Origin of the sequence: Lentzea sp. HUAS TT2 (assembly GCF_051853195.1) — a bacterium.
GTDB lineage: Bacteria > Actinomycetota > Actinomycetes > Mycobacteriales > Pseudonocardiaceae > Lentzea.
The window spans coordinates 6,616,290-6,632,128 of the sequence record NZ_CP196667.1 but is presented as its reverse complement, the minus strand read 5'-3'; the positions used below and the strand labels follow the sequence as shown (position 1 = coordinate 6,632,128).

General features: G+C 68.9%; 12 protein-coding genes. 3 read left to right on the top strand and 9 right to left on the bottom strand.

From position 1 onward, the window contains the following. Positions 1-4 precede the first annotated feature (4 nt). Positions 5-2,881, bottom strand: a complete 2,877-nt coding sequence (locus ACSHWB_RS32110) for a glycoside hydrolase family 48 protein (RefSeq protein WP_439657021.1) — start codon at positions 2,879-2,881, stop codon at positions 5-7. 243 nt (positions 2,882-3,124) lie between these two features. Then, the gene (locus tag ACSHWB_RS32105) at positions 3,125-4,036 is read right to left on the bottom strand and encodes a pectate lyase family protein (protein ID WP_439657020.1); all 912 of its coding nucleotides are present in this window, start codon (positions 4,034-4,036) and stop codon (positions 3,125-3,127) included. Between the two features lie 215 nt (positions 4,037-4,251). Between ACSHWB_RS32105 and ACSHWB_RS32100 the strand changes: the two genes are divergently transcribed. After that, the gene (locus tag ACSHWB_RS32100; protein ID WP_439657019.1) at positions 4,252-4,995 is read left to right on the top strand and encodes a pectate lyase; all 744 of its coding nucleotides are present in this window, start codon (positions 4,252-4,254) and stop codon (positions 4,993-4,995) included. A gap of 42 nt (positions 4,996-5,037) precedes the next feature. Here ACSHWB_RS32100 and ACSHWB_RS32095 read toward each other — a convergent pair whose 3' ends face one another. From ACSHWB_RS32095 to ACSHWB_RS32075, 5 genes are read right to left on the bottom strand one after another with little or no spacing between them, the layout of a single operon-like run. Then, positions 5,038-6,183 (bottom strand): enolase C-terminal domain-like protein, encoded by a 1,146-nt coding sequence (locus tag ACSHWB_RS32095; protein WP_439657018.1) that lies wholly within the window; start codon positions 6,181-6,183, stop codon positions 5,038-5,040. Then, positions 6,180-7,448, bottom strand: a complete 1,269-nt coding sequence (locus ACSHWB_RS32090) for an ABC transporter substrate-binding protein (protein WP_439657017.1) — start codon at positions 7,446-7,448, stop codon at positions 6,180-6,182. The genes ACSHWB_RS32095 and ACSHWB_RS32090 overlap by 4 nt, the downstream gene beginning before the upstream one ends. Before the next feature lie 10 nt (positions 7,449-7,458). Next, positions 7,459-8,340, bottom strand: a complete 882-nt coding sequence (locus ACSHWB_RS32085; protein WP_439657016.1) for a carbohydrate ABC transporter permease — start codon at positions 8,338-8,340, stop codon at positions 7,459-7,461. After that, entirely contained in the window at positions 8,337-9,212 is an 876-nt protein-coding gene (locus tag ACSHWB_RS32080; protein WP_439657015.1) for a carbohydrate ABC transporter permease, read from the bottom strand. Before ACSHWB_RS32080 ends, ACSHWB_RS32085 begins: the two co-directional genes overlap by 4 nt. Next, positions 9,209-11,392: a pectinesterase family protein gene (locus ACSHWB_RS32075; RefSeq protein WP_439657014.1), complete on the bottom strand. Its 2,184-nt coding sequence runs from the start codon at positions 11,390-11,392 to the stop codon at positions 9,209-9,211. Before ACSHWB_RS32075 ends, ACSHWB_RS32080 begins: the two co-directional genes overlap by 4 nt. Positions 11,393-11,665: 273 nt before the next feature. Here ACSHWB_RS32075 and ACSHWB_RS32070 point away from each other — a divergent pair, with 273 nt between their 5' ends. After that, a complete protein-coding gene (locus ACSHWB_RS32070; RefSeq protein ID WP_439657013.1) occupies positions 11,666-12,571 on the top strand; it encodes an AAA family ATPase in 906 nt (301 codons plus the stop codon). A 35-nt stretch (positions 12,572-12,606) separates the two neighbouring features. On the opposite strand, the gene ACSHWB_RS32065 is transcribed toward ACSHWB_RS32070, so the two are convergent. Further along, positions 12,607-13,779 carry an MFS transporter gene (locus ACSHWB_RS32065; protein ID WP_439657012.1) on the bottom strand — a complete coding sequence of 391 codons (1,173 nt, stop codon included), beginning with the start codon at positions 13,777-13,779 and terminating at the stop codon, positions 12,607-12,609. A gap of 74 nt (positions 13,780-13,853) precedes the next feature. On the opposite strand from ACSHWB_RS32065, the gene ACSHWB_RS32060 reads away from it, so the two are divergent. Beyond that, a complete protein-coding gene (locus ACSHWB_RS32060; protein WP_439657011.1) occupies positions 13,854-14,837 on the top strand; it encodes a LacI family DNA-binding transcriptional regulator in 984 nt (327 codons plus the stop codon). Here ACSHWB_RS32060 and ACSHWB_RS32055 read toward each other — a convergent pair whose 3' ends face one another. Then, positions 14,838-15,779, bottom strand: coding sequence for a cellulose binding domain-containing protein (locus tag ACSHWB_RS32055; RefSeq protein ID WP_439657010.1), 942 nt, complete (start codon positions 15,777-15,779; stop codon positions 14,838-14,840). It lies immediately after the preceding gene. Positions 15,780-15,839 lie beyond the last annotated feature (60 nt).

Below are 15,839 nucleotides of genomic sequence, written 5' to 3'. Positions count from 1 at the left end.
CTCCTCACCCGTAGATCTCGGCGTGCAGGGAGAACGCCGTCGCGATCTCGGCTTGCGCCCAGAACCGGTGGTAGGTGAACGTCGGCGCCGGTCCACCGTCCAGATAGGACTGCACCTTCGGCCACTGCGGGTCGTTGCGGAACATCGACCGCATCGACAGGAACGACGAGCCCTGGCCGATCGTGTCGCCGTTGGGCATCTTCCCGGTCCAGCCGGACGGCACGTACGGGCCCTCACGGGTGCTGGTGTTGTAGACGTCGTCGAACCGGTTGTAGTCCGTGCGGGTCTCCGGGGTCGCGATGCCGAGGCTGTCCTGGTGCGACAGCAGGGACGTCAGCAGCGCCTCACCCGTGGTCTTGGCCGAGGCGTTGCCCGACCGCGCCGCGTAGTTCAGCAGCACCTTGGCGTACGACGCGGCGACGCCGACGTCCTGGTTCTTGTTGAGCACGCGCACCCGCAGGTTCGCGTTCGCGCCGGGGTTGGTGGCGTTCCACGTGTCCGGTGCTCCCGACCACTCCAGGTCCGCGGGGATCTGGAAGTTCGTGCCGGTCGTGGTGTTCGCGATCGCCCACGGCACCCACTTGTCGAGGATCTTCTTGGCGCGCGCGTCACCGGTCAGCCGGTACAGCGCGGCCGTGCGCTCGATCCCCCACACCTGGAAGCCGAACCACCGGTTGCTCGGCGGGTCGCGCCACACCGGGTGGGCGTCGTAGTACATGCCGTAGAACGTCGGGGTGCCGCTCGGAGGCGAGGCGTACTGGCCCTCCCAGCTGTTCGTCACACCGCCGGCGAGACCGCCGTCGGCCGACTGCAGCCACTGCAGCATCTCGAGCTGCCGGCTCAGCGACGTGGCCCAGTCCTGCTGGCCGGTCGCGGACAACGGCTTGAGCGCCGGCACGTTCGCGAGAGCGTGCGCCGCCAACGGGTTCTGGTAACCCTGGTGCGAGGCACCGTCGCCGATGCGCCACGCCCAGCCCGCGGACGTGTCGGTCGCGCCGCCCCAGGCGTAGTACCAGGACATCAGGTAGTGCGCGCTGTTCTTGCCGGTCGCGCCGGGGCACGACGACGGGCTGCTGCAGTTGCCGATGCGCTTGAAGTACTTGTCGAACATGGCGTACCGCAGGTAGTCGCCCATCTTGGCGGACTTGCCGATCTCGCTGGAGATGTCCCCTGCCTTGCCCTGCGCCGTCGCCCACTGCTGGGCCAGCAGCGCCACCTGCACCACGCGGGCGTCCGCGTCCGGTGCGTTGGTGTACTTCCACTGCTTGGCGTAGGACGAGTCCTTGGTGAACAGGTCCAGGAAGCCGTTGGGACCACCGTGCTTGAACGTGTCGCACGAGGGCTGCGGGATGGTCTCCCACACCGACTCCGACGAGCCGCGCTGGTAGGTGTTGATGTACGCGGGCGCCGTCGTGCCGTCGCCGCACCGGCCGAAGCCGTAGGTGTTGTCGACGTCGATGAGCCAGTGCATGCCGTAGACGTCCGAGTTGCCGTACGCGGTCTTCAGCTCCGCCGAGATCGGGTCCTGGCCGACCGGGACGGTGCCGTCGAGCGTCGACGGGTACTGGTCCATCCTCGGGTGTTCCGGCGCGTAGGTCGCGGGCTTCGACGGGTCGTACTTGTCGTTCGTCGGCTGGTCGGCCTTCGCGGGGATGATGTACTTCTCCATCGACGCGAACGCGGACTTGAACGGCGCCCAGTCACCGGTGACGCGGCCGTAGCTCGCCTCCAGCCACAGGTAGTAGCTGAACGCCTCGGACGTGGTCTGGTGACCGTGGTCCGGTGCCTCCACCATCAGCGTCTCGACCGAGTGGTACGGCACGAGCAGATCGCCGAACTTGCGGAAGTAACCGCTCGCCGGGTCCTTGATCTTGTTGTACTGGTCGAGGAACGCCTTGTTGAAGTCCGAAGTGGACGGGTCGATCTCGTTGACCGTGACGCTCGCCGGGCTGTACCCGGTGGCCGACGCGGTGAAAGTGGCGGTCCCGAGCGTGCCGCCGTTGTTCGCCGACGTCACCGTCACCGTCTGCTTCGCGGTGCCGGAGAACGTGAGCGTGGCCGGGCTCGCCGTCAGGTCCGAGCTCCCGCTGCGGGCGATCGTGACCGTGACCGGCTGGCTCGGTGCCGTGGCCAGCGAGACGTCGAACGTCGCGGTCTGGCCCTGCTTGACCGAGACCGTGCTCGGCGAGGCCACGACCGCCGGTCCGGACAGCACCTTGACCGCGGCCGGTGCCGAGGTCGTGGTGGCGCCGCGGTTGTCCGTGGCCCGCGCGGTGATGCTGTGGTCACCCGCCGGCGCCGACGTCCACGTGCCGCTGAACGGCGCGCTGGTGTCGGTGGCAACCAGGGTGTCACCCGCGTAGAAGTCGACCTTGGCCACCGTTCCGTCGGTGTCCTGCGCGGTCGCCGCCAGCGGGATCGACGCGGGCAGGGTGTAGCTGCTGCCGCTCGTGGGCGCCGTCAGTGCCACGGACGGTGCCTGGTTGGGGCCGGTGCAGGAGACGCCGTTCACGGCGAAGTCCGTCGGTGGCCGGTTCGTCGAGCCCTTGCTGCCGTTGAAGCCGACCTGCGCCGTGCCGCCGGAAGGCAGCGAAGGCGCCCAGGCAGGGTTGGTCACGCTCACCACGGCGCCGTTCTGGGTGAAGTTGCCGCTCCAGCCCTGGGTGACGCGCTGGCCGTCCGGGAACGTCCAGGTCAGGTTCCAGCCGTTGAGCGCCTCCCCGTCGTTGCGGATCGACACAGCAGCGCCGAATCCGGTGTTCCACTCGTTGGTGATCTGGTAGGTGACGGTGCAGGCCACCGCGAGTGGTGCCGCGACGGCGGGAGCTCCGCCGACCAACACCACCGCCACAACCGCCATCGCCACTTTTCGTCGAGTCATGCCGCCGCCCTCTCGACAACTGGGAGCGCTCCCAGAGTTCACGGCACTGTAACGTGGCCCACAGCGATCAACCGATCACAGGTGGAGTCGATCCTGAGCCGGAAAGCCCTGGGCGTTACCGCTTTCAGCGCAACTCCGGTTGCTCTACCGGTTCCTCTTACTGCTCTCTTCGAGTGGAATCCTGGGAGCGGTCCCAGAAGAGGATGGGGGCGCCCACGCCACTTCGGGCGCCCCCGGGTCTCATCAGCCGCGCCCGGCTCCGGCACCGGCCGTGACCACGCTCTTCACGCTGCTCGCGCCGTCGAGCGGGTACGAGTAGGGAAGGCTCTTCACAGAACCGCCCTGGTCGCCCGTTCCCGAGTTGACGAAGTGGTTGTTGCGCGCGACCAGCGAACCGCCGGGCGAACTGCCCTCACCGCGGTGGAAGGGGTCCTCGGTGTTCTCGAAGTAGTTGCCTTCGACCAGGACCCCGGCCTCGACGGTCGACGCGACGCCGTAGTCGGTCACACCGCCGTAATAGTTGTTGTAGACGTGCACCGGGTTGCCGAACCGCACGCGCGGGTGGCGCTGCTGCGTTCCGTCGAACCAGTTGTGGTGGTAGGTCACCCGGAGCTTGCCGCGGTCCTCCGAACCGTTGTCGTCGCTGTGACCCAGCAGCATCGTCTTGTTGTGACTGGTGAACCTGTTCCAGGACACCGTGACGTAGTCCGAGGCCCGCTTGACGTCGACCGCGCCGTCGTAGCCGTTGGAGAAGGTGTTGTGGTCGATCCACACGCGGGTGGAGTACTGCACGTTGATCGCGTCGTCACCCCAGCTGCGGAAGTTGAGGTTGCGCACGATCACGTTCGAGGCGTTGGCGATGTTCAGGCCCTGCCCGGTGATCGCCGAGGACGAGCCGACGCCCTCGATGGTCTTGTTCGAGGCGACCTTCGTCATGCTCGACAGCGAGATCGTCCCGGAGACCCGGATCACCGCCGCGCCCGACGCCTTCGCAGCCGCGACGAACGCGGACGCCGTGGTGACCGTGACCGGTGAGGCGCTGCCGCCACCCGTCGTGCCACCACCCTGAGTGGCCCAGCCGACCAGCCCGAACGGAGCGGCGGCCGCCTGGGGAACGGACATCGCACCCAGGACCAGCGCGACGGCGGAAATCATTGCTGTGCGCTTTGGAATCATTTACTCGCTCCCCATGAGAGTGAGCGGCGGTAGAACTCACACAACCAGCACCCGGCAACACGGTCAACCAATTCGAAGATATTCGATTCGAACATTCGAATAGAGGTTGACAGCATAGATCTCCGCCTTACCATCGAATTACCGCCGCGAATCCCCCTGCCAGCGGAGCACACATGAAGAAAATGGCATCATTGATGTTGGCCGCAGCTCTGGCCGCGATTCTCGCACCTCAGGCACAGGCCTCGGGGAGCACCTTCCCCACCCCGTCCGGGTCGAAACCGGTCGGCACGACCATCAAGGTCGGATCGAGCGGCTACGACGGTGGCATGCAACGGTTCTACGGCACCGGCGACCTCGGATCGGGCGGCCAGGGCGAGGACCAGGGCCCGATCTTCCAGCTGGCCGACGGCGCGACGCTGAAGAACGTCGTGCTCGGCGCGCCGGCCGCGGACGGCGTCCACTGCCTCGGCACCTGCACGCTCACCAACGTGTGGTGGGAGGACGTCGGCGAGGACGCGGCCACGTTCAAGGGCACGTCGTCGTCGCAGACCATGACCATCAGCGGTGGTGGTGCGCGCAAGGCGTCGGACAAGGTGTTCCAGCACAACGGGCCCGGCACGATGATCATCCGCAACTTCCAGGTGGACGACTTCGGCAAGCTCTACCGGTCCTGCGGCAACTGCAAGACGCAGCACAAACGGCACGTCGTGGTGGAGAACGTCACCGCGTTCTCGCCCGGCAAGTCGCTGGTCGGCATCAACACCAACTACGGCGACACCGCGCGGTTCTCGAAGATCACCATCGTCGGGGACAGCAGCAAGAAGATCGCGGTCTGCGACAAGTACCAGGGCGTCACGAGCGGTGAACCGACGAAAATCGGCACCGGGGCGGACAGCACGAACTGCCTGTTCAAGTCCTCGGACATCACCTACCGCTAGCGGGTGAAACGGAAATGCCCCGGCCGCCGGCCGGGGCATTTCTCATCTCACTTCAAGAGTGTGAACTCCGATGTGTTCGAAATTCCAGTCGTCCCCAATGCCGGGTATCGGCGGCAGCGCCACCTCGCCGTTCTCGTCCAGTGGATCGGCCGGGGAGTTCCGGTGCGGCGGGACCCGGTCGAAGTCCACGTGCGGGTGCAGCAGGCCGCGTTCGTACCACCGGCCTGCGTCGGTGGCGCCGAGCACGGTGAGGCTGCCCGACCCGTTGCCGTGGATCTCGCAGTCCACGTTGAACGCCTCCGCGAGGTGCACGGTCTTGAGCACCGGCGTGATGCCGCCACTGCCCGCTGGTCCCGCCCGCAGGATGTCGCACGCTCCCGTGGTGACCCACTCGGCGCGGGTGTGGTGCTTGCCCCACGCCACCTCCGGGCCGATCACCGGGATGTCGAGCTGCTCGGCCAGCCACCGGTAGGAGCTGATCGACGCCTCCTCCATCGGCTCCTCGAACCAGTAGTAGTCCAGCTCCTGCAACGCCCTGCCGAGCCGCAGCGCCTCGGTCCGCGAGTACCAGTGGCTCGCGTCGAGCATGAGCGCGACGTCCGGCCCCACCGCGTCCCGCACCGCCTGGCACGCCTCGACGTCACGGGAGACGCTGGGCGCGCCGGGCACCGGCGGCATCCACGTGTGCAGCTTGATCGCCCGGTACCCCACCGACACGAGGTGCTTCGCGAAGTCCGCGTAGTCGCCGGGTGTCGCGAGGCCGTCCGTGTCACCGCACATCGTGCTGGCGTAGGCGGGGATCCGGTCTCGGGCACCCCCGGCGAGCTTCCACGCCGGGAGTCCCGCCTTCCGTGCGACGAGGTCCCACAGCGCCTGGTCGACGAACCCGAGGGCCCGGTCGGTGAACCCGCCGTGCGAGCCCCGCTGCCGTCGTGCGAGCAGCCGCCACAGGCGTTCACGGTCCCACGGGTCCTGGCCCAGCAGCACCGGCCGCACGTGCCTGTCCAGCACGGCCGGCCGCAGCTGGTCGGGCTGCACCTGGCAGTACCCGGTGGCGCCGTCGGTGTCGGTGATCTCCAGCAACGCCTCGGTCACCTCGTGCTCCGGCGCCGGGTGCCGGTGCCCCTCGGGATCGACGGAGGTGGCCGCGGTCGTGGTGAACGTGCGCACGACCACTCGTTCGATCATTTGCGCTTCTCCCAGTCCTGCTGGGCGGTGGTGAGCTTCGCCGCGAGCTGGTCGAGGAACTCCTGCGCGGACAGCTGGCCCAGCAACACCTTCTGGTAGAGCGGCTCGGTGTCGGTCTTGGTGATCGACGAGTACTCGGGCAGGTACACCGGCGCCGGCACGAGCACGGTGGCCGGGTCCTCCAGCACCCCGAGCGCCATCTTCACGGCCGGGTTCTTCTGGATCCACTCGGCGCCGCGCACGTCGGTGTTCGCCGGGATCTGGCCGACCTTCTCGTTCCAGTAGCCGTTGCTCTCCGCCGACGTCAGGAACTCGACGAACTTCCAGGACGCGTCGCGGTTCTTGCCGCCCTTGAACACCGCGAACCCGTCCGTCGGGTTCGGCACCACCGTGCGCTTCCCGGACGGTCCCTTCGGCAACGGCATGGCGGCGACTCGTTCCGGGCCGAGCGCCTTCATCACGTCCGCGGTCGAGCCGAGGTTGTGGTGCATCATCGCCACCGTGCCGCCGGTGAACTGCGCGACCATCTGCGTGTAGCTGTTGTTCACGTCGGCCTCGGGCGTGGCCTTCTTGTACAGCTCGGCCACCTTGCGCACGAGCTCGGCGTTGCGCGGGTCGGACACCGTGCTCTTGCCGCCGTCGTAGAACTTCTCGACACCGGAGTAGGAGTAGGCCTCGGACAGCAGCTGGAACACGGACCCGGCGCCGCCGCGGATCGTGAAGCCGTACTGGTTGTCCGCCTGCTTGGTCAGCCGGGTGGCGGCCTTGGTCAGATCGTCCCAGGTGGACGGTTCCGGGATCTTGTTCTCCTCGAACCGGTCGGACCGGTACCAGATGACGTCCATGTTGCCGGACGCAGGCACGGCGTAGAGCTTGCCGTCGGGCGCGGTCTGCCGCACGGTCTCCAGCAGGCCGTTCAGCAGCTTGCCCTTGAGCACGCCGTTCTCGACCCTGTCATCGGCGGGCTCGAGCGCGTCCTGGCCGATGAGGTGCGCGAGGTAGGACGTCGTGACGCCACCGACGTCCGGAGTGGACCCACCGGCGATGGCCGTGTCGTACTTCTGCTGCACCGACGAGCTGGGGATGCCGACGTACTCGACCTTGACGTCGGGGTTCGCCGCCTCGAACCGCTTGATCAGCTCCTGGTAGATGGGTGTGCGGCCGGGGCCGCCGTTGTTGTCCCAGAACGTGATCGTCGTGGGTCCGTCCTGCCCTGCCGAACAACCGCTCAGCACGAGCACCAAAGCGATCAGCAGCTTTCTCATGACCTCTCCCTCAACCTTTGACCGCACCGGCGCTCAGTCCCTGCACCAGGAACCGTTGCACCACGGCGAAAACCAGTACGACCGGCACCGCGGCGACGACTCCGCCCGCCGCGAGCGCCCCGAAGTCGGTGTTGAACTCGCCCAGCGCGTAGCTCAGCCCGACCGGCAGCGTGAACTTGTCCTGCCTGCTCGCGAACATCAGCGCGAACAGGAAGTTGTTCCAGGCACCGATGAACGCGAACGACCCGACCGCCACGATCGCGGGCTTGAGCTGCGGCAACGTCACCGCGAAGAACGCACGCAACCGCGAACACCCGTCGACCATCGCGGCCTCTTCGAGCTCGACGGGGACGTTGCGCACGAAGCCGCTCATCAGGATCAGCGCGAGCGGCAGCTGGAACGCGGTGTCGGCGATCACCAGGCCGGTGAGGCTGTTCAGCAGCCCGGCGGACTTGAAGATCACGAACAACGGGATCAGCATCATCGCGCCGGGGATGAACTGCGTGCACAGCAACGCCAGCAGGAACACCCGCTGACCGCGGAACTTGAAGCGCGCCAGCGCATAGCCGCCCATGAGCGCGAACACCGTGACGACGACCAGCGTGCCGACGCCGATGATCAGGCTGTTCTGGAAGAACACCCCGAACCCGACGCCGTTCCACACCGTGTCGAAGTGCTCGAACGTGATCGGCCACGGCACGAGCGAGGTCCGCCCGGTCGGCCGGAACGCGAAGACGAGCATCCAGTAGAACGGGATGAGCGTGAACAACAGGTACAGCACCAACGGGAGGTGCAGCCGGAAGTACCGGCTCGGATCGCGGTGCCTCCTGCGTCGCGGCGGCGCCGGGGGCGGCACGACCGTCGTCGCCGGGCGGGTGAGCGTCTGGGTCATGCCCTGCTCCCGAACTTGGACAGCCTCAGGTAGAGGATCGAGAAGAACAGGAGGATCACGAAGCCGGCCATCGTGAGCGCGGAGCCGTACCCGAAGTCGTGCGAGTCGACGGCCTTGCGCGCCACGTAGAGCGGCAGCGTGGTGGTCTGGTTCGCCGGCCCTCCACCGGTGAGCGTGTAGATGAGGTCGACGTTGTTGAACTCCCACACGGCGCGCAGCAACGTGGACAGCACGATCGCGTCGCGCAGGTGCGGAAGCGTGATGCTGACGAACTGGCGCCACCGCCCGGCACCGTCGACCGACGCGGCCTCGTACAGGTCGTTCGGGATGCTCTGCAGGTCGGCGAGCAGCAGGATCGCGAAGAACGGCACCCCGCGCCACAGCTCGGTTATGACGGTCGCGGGGAACACGGTCGCCGGGTCGCCGAGCACCGAGGTGCCGGGATCACCGATGCCCCACTGGGCGAGTTGCTGGAAGATCCCCGTCGACGGGTTGTAGAGCAGGATCCAGATGCCGGTGGTCAGCACGCCGGACACCGCCCACGGCGAGAACACCAGCGCACGCGCGATCGCCCTGCCGACGAACGTCTCGTTCACGATCAGTGCGAGGACCAGTCCCAGCACCAGCTGCAGGCCGACCTCGACGACCACCCACTTGGCGCTGAACGCGAGGCTCTGCCAGAACAGCTGGTCCTCGAACAGCATCCGCCGGAAGTTCTCGAACCCGATGAAGCCGTTCTTCCACGGCTGCGTGACGGTGTGCTGGCGCAGGCTGAACCACCCGACGCTGGCGATCGGGTAGACCAGGAACACCGCCATCAGCACGAGCGTCGGGGCGATCAGGGCGTACGGCGCCCACGTGCGGGTCCTCACGCCGGGTTCCACCCGCTCAGGTAGGCGGCCTTCGTGTGCTGCCGCGCCTGCTCGTCGGTGAGCTGGGGACGGTCGGTGCCGGTTCCCGCGCCGGGCCCGGTGTTGCGGTACTCCGCGAACCTGGCCCCACGCCACGGGAATCCGGACATGTCGGTCCACGGCGCGGACTTGATCGCCGCGGGCAGCACGGTGTCGCGGACGACGACCTGCGCGATCGCGTCCGGGTCACCGCCGGGATGCCATGGCCTGCCGAGGAAGTACGTGCCGGCCGGTGCGTCGCTGCGGATCGTCGAGTTGACGATCAGGAAGCCGTGCGGGTTGTCCTTGCGGGTGCTGGCGGCGGTCACGTACCCGTTGGGGTCGCCGCCGCGGTTCAACGCGGTGATGGTCGCGCGTTCGAAGACGGCCGTCGCCCTGCCGAACAGGAAGTCGACGTCGCCGGTGATCGCGCAGTCCCGGTAGTACTGCCGCGACCGGGTGTTCGTGGCCGGGGTGTCGGCGTACAGCGTGTCCTGGTGGCCTTCGAAGCGCACGCGGTCGAACAGCATTCGATCGCCGGTGGCCTTGACGGCGACGGCCTGCGTCGCGGTGATCTCCGGGTGCTTCGCGCGGTCGAACGAGTTGCGGAAGGTGATGTCACGAGCCGTGAACCCGTCCGCGGCGATGGTCGCCGTGGCGCTACCCGTCGTGCCGTACGTGGTGCCGTCCGGCTTCTTCGTGCCGCTGGCGTTGTCGAAGTCGATCACCACGTCCTGGGCCCGCCCGGTGGCGCCGCGCAGGGTGAGGTTCTGCTTGGTGGCCGGGATCTTGACGACCTCGCGGTACACGCCCTTCGGCAGCGTGATCACCCCTCCCGCCGGTGCCGCGTCGATCGCGGACTGCACGGTGGCGAAACCCTGACCCACCACCAGGTGCTGCCCCGCCTGCGGTGCGCCGGCCTGGAGGTGCCTGATCCGGTGCGCGGGTTCGAGGCCGCGGTTCAGCGTCGGCGTCCATCCGGCGTCGGTGCCGAGGGCCTTGTCCGGGAAAGCCGCGTTGTGAGCGTTCACCAGGCTCACCGGCCTGCCGTCGAGGAGGTTGCCGGTGTCGGTGATCGCCGTGCCGCCCCAGTTGTAGACGACCTTCTCCGGCGCGATGGCCTTGATGAAGTTGTTCTGCGCGTAGATCTGCGACTTGACGCCGACACCCCAGCTGTAGGTCTGCGCACCCTCGTAGAGGTTGTTGTAGACGTGCACCTGCCCGAACCGCACGCGGGGCGCGCGTTCCAGCACATCGCGGAAGACGTTGTGGTGCACCGAGACGCGCAGCTTGCCCTGATCGGTCGTGGAGGAGTTCGACGACCCGATCAGCATGGTCTTGCCGTGCTCGGCGAAGACGTTGCGGGACACGGTGACGAGGTCGGACCCGTTCGTGATGTCCAGCTGCCCGTCGTGCACCTGGTAGGGCCGTCCGAAGTGGAGCGGCTGAGCGCTGTCGACGTTCGGCTCGTCGGTGAACGTGCTGTGGTCGACCCACACGTGCTCGGAACGCTGGACCGACACCGAGTCGTAGAGCGAGTTCCAGTTGCCGGGCGGCGAGCCGGGACTGTTGTCCGTGGGATCCCACTGCGGGAAGCAGTCACGGGTGTCGCGGAAGGTCAGGTTGCGCACGATCACGTTGCGCGCGTTGTGGATCCGCAGACTGCCGCCGGTGATCCCGGCCCCGCGCCCGACCCCGATGATCGTGGTGTCCGCGAGGACGTTCAGCCCGATGACCGCTTCCTGGTTCTTCGCCGACGCCACCCGAGCGTCCTCGAGCGCGCCCTCGGGTTCGCGCTCCCATCCCCAGACCGCCGGGTCATACGCCGCGAGGTACCCGGCCAGCGTGTAGCCACCGGTCGCGTAATCTTCACACCGCAACGGTTTCCCGTCGGCGCCGGTGTTCGCGTCGATCACTCCCCTGACCTTGATGATCCGCGGAGCAGGTGCCGCGAGCGCCGCGACGAGCCCGGCGCGCGTGCTCACCTCGTGCACGTGCGCGGCGGGGGCCGCCGTTCCCCCGGTCGTGCCCGGCCCGGCCGACGCCCAGCCGTCCCCCGCGGGCAGCACCTGCCGGGCGGGGTCGTGACCGGCGTGCGCGGGGAGGCTCACCACCCCGGCGGATGCGCAGGCGAGAACCAGCGCACCAACGAAAAGCCGCATGACGGAATACCCTTCGGAAAGGAGGATTCACATTCTTGAACAAGGTCCACGATTGTGAACTGAGTATTACGAATGCTTCCGGCACGCGTCAACGAAGTGAATTAATTCGACGATTCGCTGCGGCGTTCGACGATTCCTCGAATCGAATGCCGTCGATTGTTCTCGAGGGCGGATCAGCGGTTGATCGATTTTCCCGCGCCGGGGATGGGACGAACGGCCCAACGGCTCGTTAGGCTTGACCGGCCCGCCTCGACCACTTGCCTGGGGGAAACAGTGCAACGCTTCGCGGCCGGTCCCGCCCTGGCGCGGCTGGAATGGATCCTCGACGGCCTGGACGGGAAACCCGGCTGGGGAGCTGACGCGTCCAACGTGCTCGCGGCCGCCTTCACCGCCGTCGTCACACCCGAGAGGTACGTCGAGGTCACCCGCGGTCGAGCTGCCCACTACGCGCCGGTCGTGGTGGTCGGTCTGGACGTCGACGAGACCACCGCGCGGGCGCGGATCCGCCGTCACGACGGCACCGTCGACGTCGTCACCTGCGTCGTCGAGGCCGCACAGCCGCATCGAATCGCCTCCACGTGGGTCATCGGACGGGTGCCGACCGACCTGACACCGAGACTGCCGGCGGACTTCACCGGCCACGACCTGCCTTCCGCCGCCACGGACGCTCGGCTGGTCGTGTTCTCCGGGGTGCCCGGCAGCGGGAAGAGCACGCTGGCCGATGCCGCGGGCGCCGAGCTGGGGATCCCGGTCTTCGCCACGGACTGGCTGCTCGGCGCGCTGACCCCGTTTGGCGGCCGTCACTTCGACGATCCGCTGGAGATGGCGGAGGAGGTGCTGACCACGCTCGCTCTGCGGCAACTCGTCGCCGGACAGTCCGTCATCCTCGACCACCCCACCGAACGGGTCGCGACCAGGCAGCGCTGGCGCAGCCTGGCCCGCCGGGCCGGTGCGGAGTTCCGCGTGGTCGTGTGCCAGTGCTCCGACCCGGAAGTCCACCGCGGCAGGCTCGAAGGCCGCAGCCGCGGAATCCCCGGCTGGCACGACGCCGGCGACTGGTCCGACGTGCGTCGACGACTGGCGAGCTTTCCCTCCTGGCACGGGGAGGCGCTCTCAGTGGACACCGTTCGGCCACATGAGCTGTCCCTTGCCGCGGTCGTACGGCACATCACCGGCTGACGGAGTCAGACGGCGTGCCTGCTGAGTCGCGCTCGCTAGTTCTTGGGCTGTCGCAGCGAAGGCGTGAGCACCAGCGCCGGCAACAACAGGAACGGCACGATCAGCAGTGCCCGCAACACCCCCATCTCGTTGCCGAGCAGCCCGACCAGCGGCGGCCCCGCCAGGAACGCGGTGTACCCGATCACCGCGACGACGCTGACCCGTGCCGCCGCCCGCTCGGGATCGTCGGCGGCCGCGCTCATCCCCACCGGGAACCCCAGCGCGGTCCCGAGTCCCCAGACCGCCACGCCGGCGACCGCCAGCCCGAACGACCCGGCGAACACCGCCAGCGTCACGCCCGAGGCGGCCAGCAGCATCGACAGGACGACCGCCGGCACGCGACCCCAGCGGTCCAGCGCGATGGTGCCGAAGATCCTGCCGAACGTCATCGTCGTGACGAACACGCCGAACACCAGGGCGCCCAGTGCCGGGTCGGCCTCGTAGCCGTCGATGAACGCGACCGCCACCCAGTCGTTCGCGGTGCCCTCGGTGAACGCCAACACCAAGACCAGCAGCCCGATCAGCAACGTGCGGGGTTCCCGCCACGCCGCCATGACACCGCTGCCGGTGCCGTGCTCCGCCTCTGCGGCCAGGCTGTACGTGCGCGCGGCCAGCAGCGTGCCTCCGGCGACCACCGCGGCGACCACGGCCAGGTGTGCGGTGACGGGCAGGACCGCCCACGCCGCGAGCGACGCCAGGCCTGCGGCGGCGACCGTGCCGAGGCTCCACATGGCGTGGAAGCGCGGCATCACCGTCTTGCCGAGCGCGCGTTCCACCTCCGCGGCCTCGACGTTCATCGCGACGTCGCACAGGCCCGAGCCGTAGCCGAGCACGAAGATGCCGATCGCCGTCACCACCGGCGACGGGTAGGCGCCGATGCCGACGCCCGCCACCGCGAGTCCCAAGGCGACCGTCACGGCCGACAGGCTCACGGTCAGCTTCGGCCTGAGCCGGTGCGTGACCTCGCCCGCGGTGAGCATCGCCAGGCACGCGCCCACGGACATCGACAGCAGCAGCAACCCCAGCGCGCCCGGCGTCAGGCCCAGCGCGTCCCGGGCGGCGGGAACGCGGGCGAACCAGGTCGCCACAGCCACCCCGTTGAGTCCGAAGGTCACCGCGACCCCCGCTGCGGCGGCTCGGACCTGACCGCGTGGCACCGTGACGGACATCCCGGTCCCTCCCTTTCTCGATACTGAAGTACTTACCCCACACATGGAAGCGCTTCCACCGCAATACTGCTGAGATGACGGGAGTACGCACCGCGACGCTCGACGACGTGGCCAGGGCCGCAGGCGTGTCCCGGGCGACCGCCTCGCGGGTCATCACCGGACAGGGCCCGGCATCACCACGCGCCCGCGACAGTGTCACAGCTGCCGCGGCCGCGCTGGGGTACGTGCCGGACGCCTCCGCCCGCGCGCTGGTCACGCGCACCGGCACGCGCCTCGCCATCGCGGTCATCGGCCACACCGCCGCCGTGCTCGACGATCCCTACGTCGGCCGCGTCCTGACGTCGGCGGCACACGTGGCCGCCGAGCGCGAGGTCGGCGTCTCGCTGCACTGGCTGCCCCTGAACGACCCCGGCTCACTCGCCCGCCTCGCCGACGGCCGCGGGCTCGGGGGCCTCGTGGTCGTGAACCCGACGCGACCGGCGCTGGAGACCGTGCCGCGGGAACTGCGCGGCCGGGTCGCCGCGGTCGGGGTCGGCACGCGGCACGTGCCGTCGTTCGACGTCGACAACCGCGCCGGGACCGACGGGGTCGTGCGGCACCTGGTGCGCACCGGCCGGCGCCGGATCGCGATGGTCACCGGGCCGGCGTGGCTGCCCTGCGGCGACCGCGCCGTCGAGGCGTACCGGACCGTGCTGCACGACAACGGGGGCGAACCGAGAGTCGTACCGGGCGATTTCACGGCCGCGAGAGGTGCCGAGGCGGCCGTCGAGATCATGGCGCGGTGGCCGGACACCGACGCGGTGTTCGCACTCAGCGACCTCACCGCGCTGGGTGTCCTCGACGGACTTCACGCGCTGGGCGTGCGGGTGCCGGGGGACGTGGCCGTCGCCGGGTTCGACGACATCGCGTTCGCCGGGCTCAGCCGGCCCGCGCTCACGACGAGCACGCACCCGGTGGAGGACATCGCCGCCGCGGCGGCACAGGCCGTCCTCGACCGCCGCGACATGTCCGGGGCGACGTTCTACCCGTCCGCGCTCGTCGTGCGCGAGAGCGCGTGATCATTCGACCGAACAGGACTGACCGTTGAGCGTGAACGCGCCGGGCGCGGAGTTCCCGCCCCGGACCGATCCGTTGAACCCGATCGACACCGAACCACCCGGCTGGATCTGCGGGTTGTAATCGGCGTTCACGGCGTTGACGGTTGCACCGTACTGCCGCGCTTTCGCGTTCCACATGTCGGTGACGGTCTGCCCGTTCGCGAAATCCCACCGCAGCGTCCAGCCGTTGACGGACGTGGAACCGGTGTTGCGCACGCTCACATTCGCCTGGAACCCACCCGGCCACTGGCCCGAGATGCGATAGGCGACCGAGCACGTCCGTGCGGGCGGCTTCGGTTTCGTGGTGGTGGTGGTGGTGGGAGCCGGACGGGGCGGTGTCGTGGTCGGGGGAGCCGGTCGTGGCGGCACGGCGGTCGTGCCCGGCGCAGGGAGGCCCGTGGTGGCCGGCGGGGGCAGGGGCGCGTCGAGACCGTCGCAGGGCGGTCCCCACAGGCCCCTGTCCGCCCCGGCGGCCTCGGACTCCGCCGTGAGCAGCGCACCGCCGTCGACGCCTTCCGCCCGCAGCACGCCTTGCCGCACCGCGAGCAACGCGTAGTCGGTGCCGTCCTCCAGCGCCAGGTTCACGTCGCCGGAGACGACGGGACTGATCCGCACGGCACTGGCCAGCAACGTCGACCTGGCGAACGACAGCGCGCCCTCCGCCCAGCAGGCCGGAGGGGCCGCCAGCTGGGCGATGCGGGCCGTCGTGCCGTCCGCCAGCTCGACTGTCCTGCTGTCGATCACGTCGCGCACGAAGTGCAGCACGCCCTGGTACCGCGCCTGCTCGTTGATGAGCGAGGGCGGCTTCCAGGGGGTGCTGGGAGGCGGCGCCGGAGCCGGGGGCCCTGCCGTGCACGCACCGGTGAACAGGACCAGGACCACGAGCCAGTGCTTGCGCGCCACCACTACCCCACTTGTCGTTGAACTCTCAACAACCCTAGAGGGCCGCGGCCCCGGCTCAAT

What these genes read in the sequence shown, in the direction of transcription:
- ACSHWB_RS32110 (WP_439657021.1), bottom strand. Translation starts at nt 2,881, where the DNA reads ATGACTCGACGAAAAGTGGCGATGGCGGTTGTGGCGGTGGTGTTGGTC.
- ACSHWB_RS32105 (WP_439657020.1), bottom strand. Translation starts at nt 4,036, where the DNA reads ATGATTTCCGCCGTCGCGCTGGTCCTGGGTGCGATGTCCGTTCCCCAG.
- ACSHWB_RS32100 (WP_439657019.1), top strand. Translation starts at nt 4,252, where the DNA reads ATGTTGGCCGCAGCTCTGGCCGCGATTCTCGCACCTCAGGCACAGGCC.
- ACSHWB_RS32095 (WP_439657018.1), bottom strand. Translation starts at nt 6,183, where the DNA reads ATGATCGAACGAGTGGTCGTGCGCACGTTCACCACGACCGCGGCCACC.
- ACSHWB_RS32090 (WP_439657017.1), bottom strand. Translation starts at nt 7,448, where the DNA reads ATGAGAAAGCTGCTGATCGCTTTGGTGCTCGTGCTGAGCGGTTGTTCG.
- ACSHWB_RS32085 (WP_439657016.1), bottom strand. Translation starts at nt 8,340, where the DNA reads ATGACCCAGACGCTCACCCGCCCGGCGACGACGGTCGTGCCGCCCCCG.
- ACSHWB_RS32075 (WP_439657014.1), bottom strand. Translation starts at nt 11,392, where the DNA reads ATGCGGCTTTTCGTTGGTGCGCTGGTTCTCGCCTGCGCATCCGCCGGG.
- ACSHWB_RS32065 (WP_439657012.1), bottom strand. Translation starts at nt 13,779, where the DNA reads ATGTCCGTCACGGTGCCACGCGGTCAGGTCCGAGCCGCCGCAGCGGGG.
- ACSHWB_RS32060 (WP_439657011.1), top strand. Translation starts at nt 13,854, where the DNA reads ATGACGGGAGTACGCACCGCGACGCTCGACGACGTGGCCAGGGCCGCA.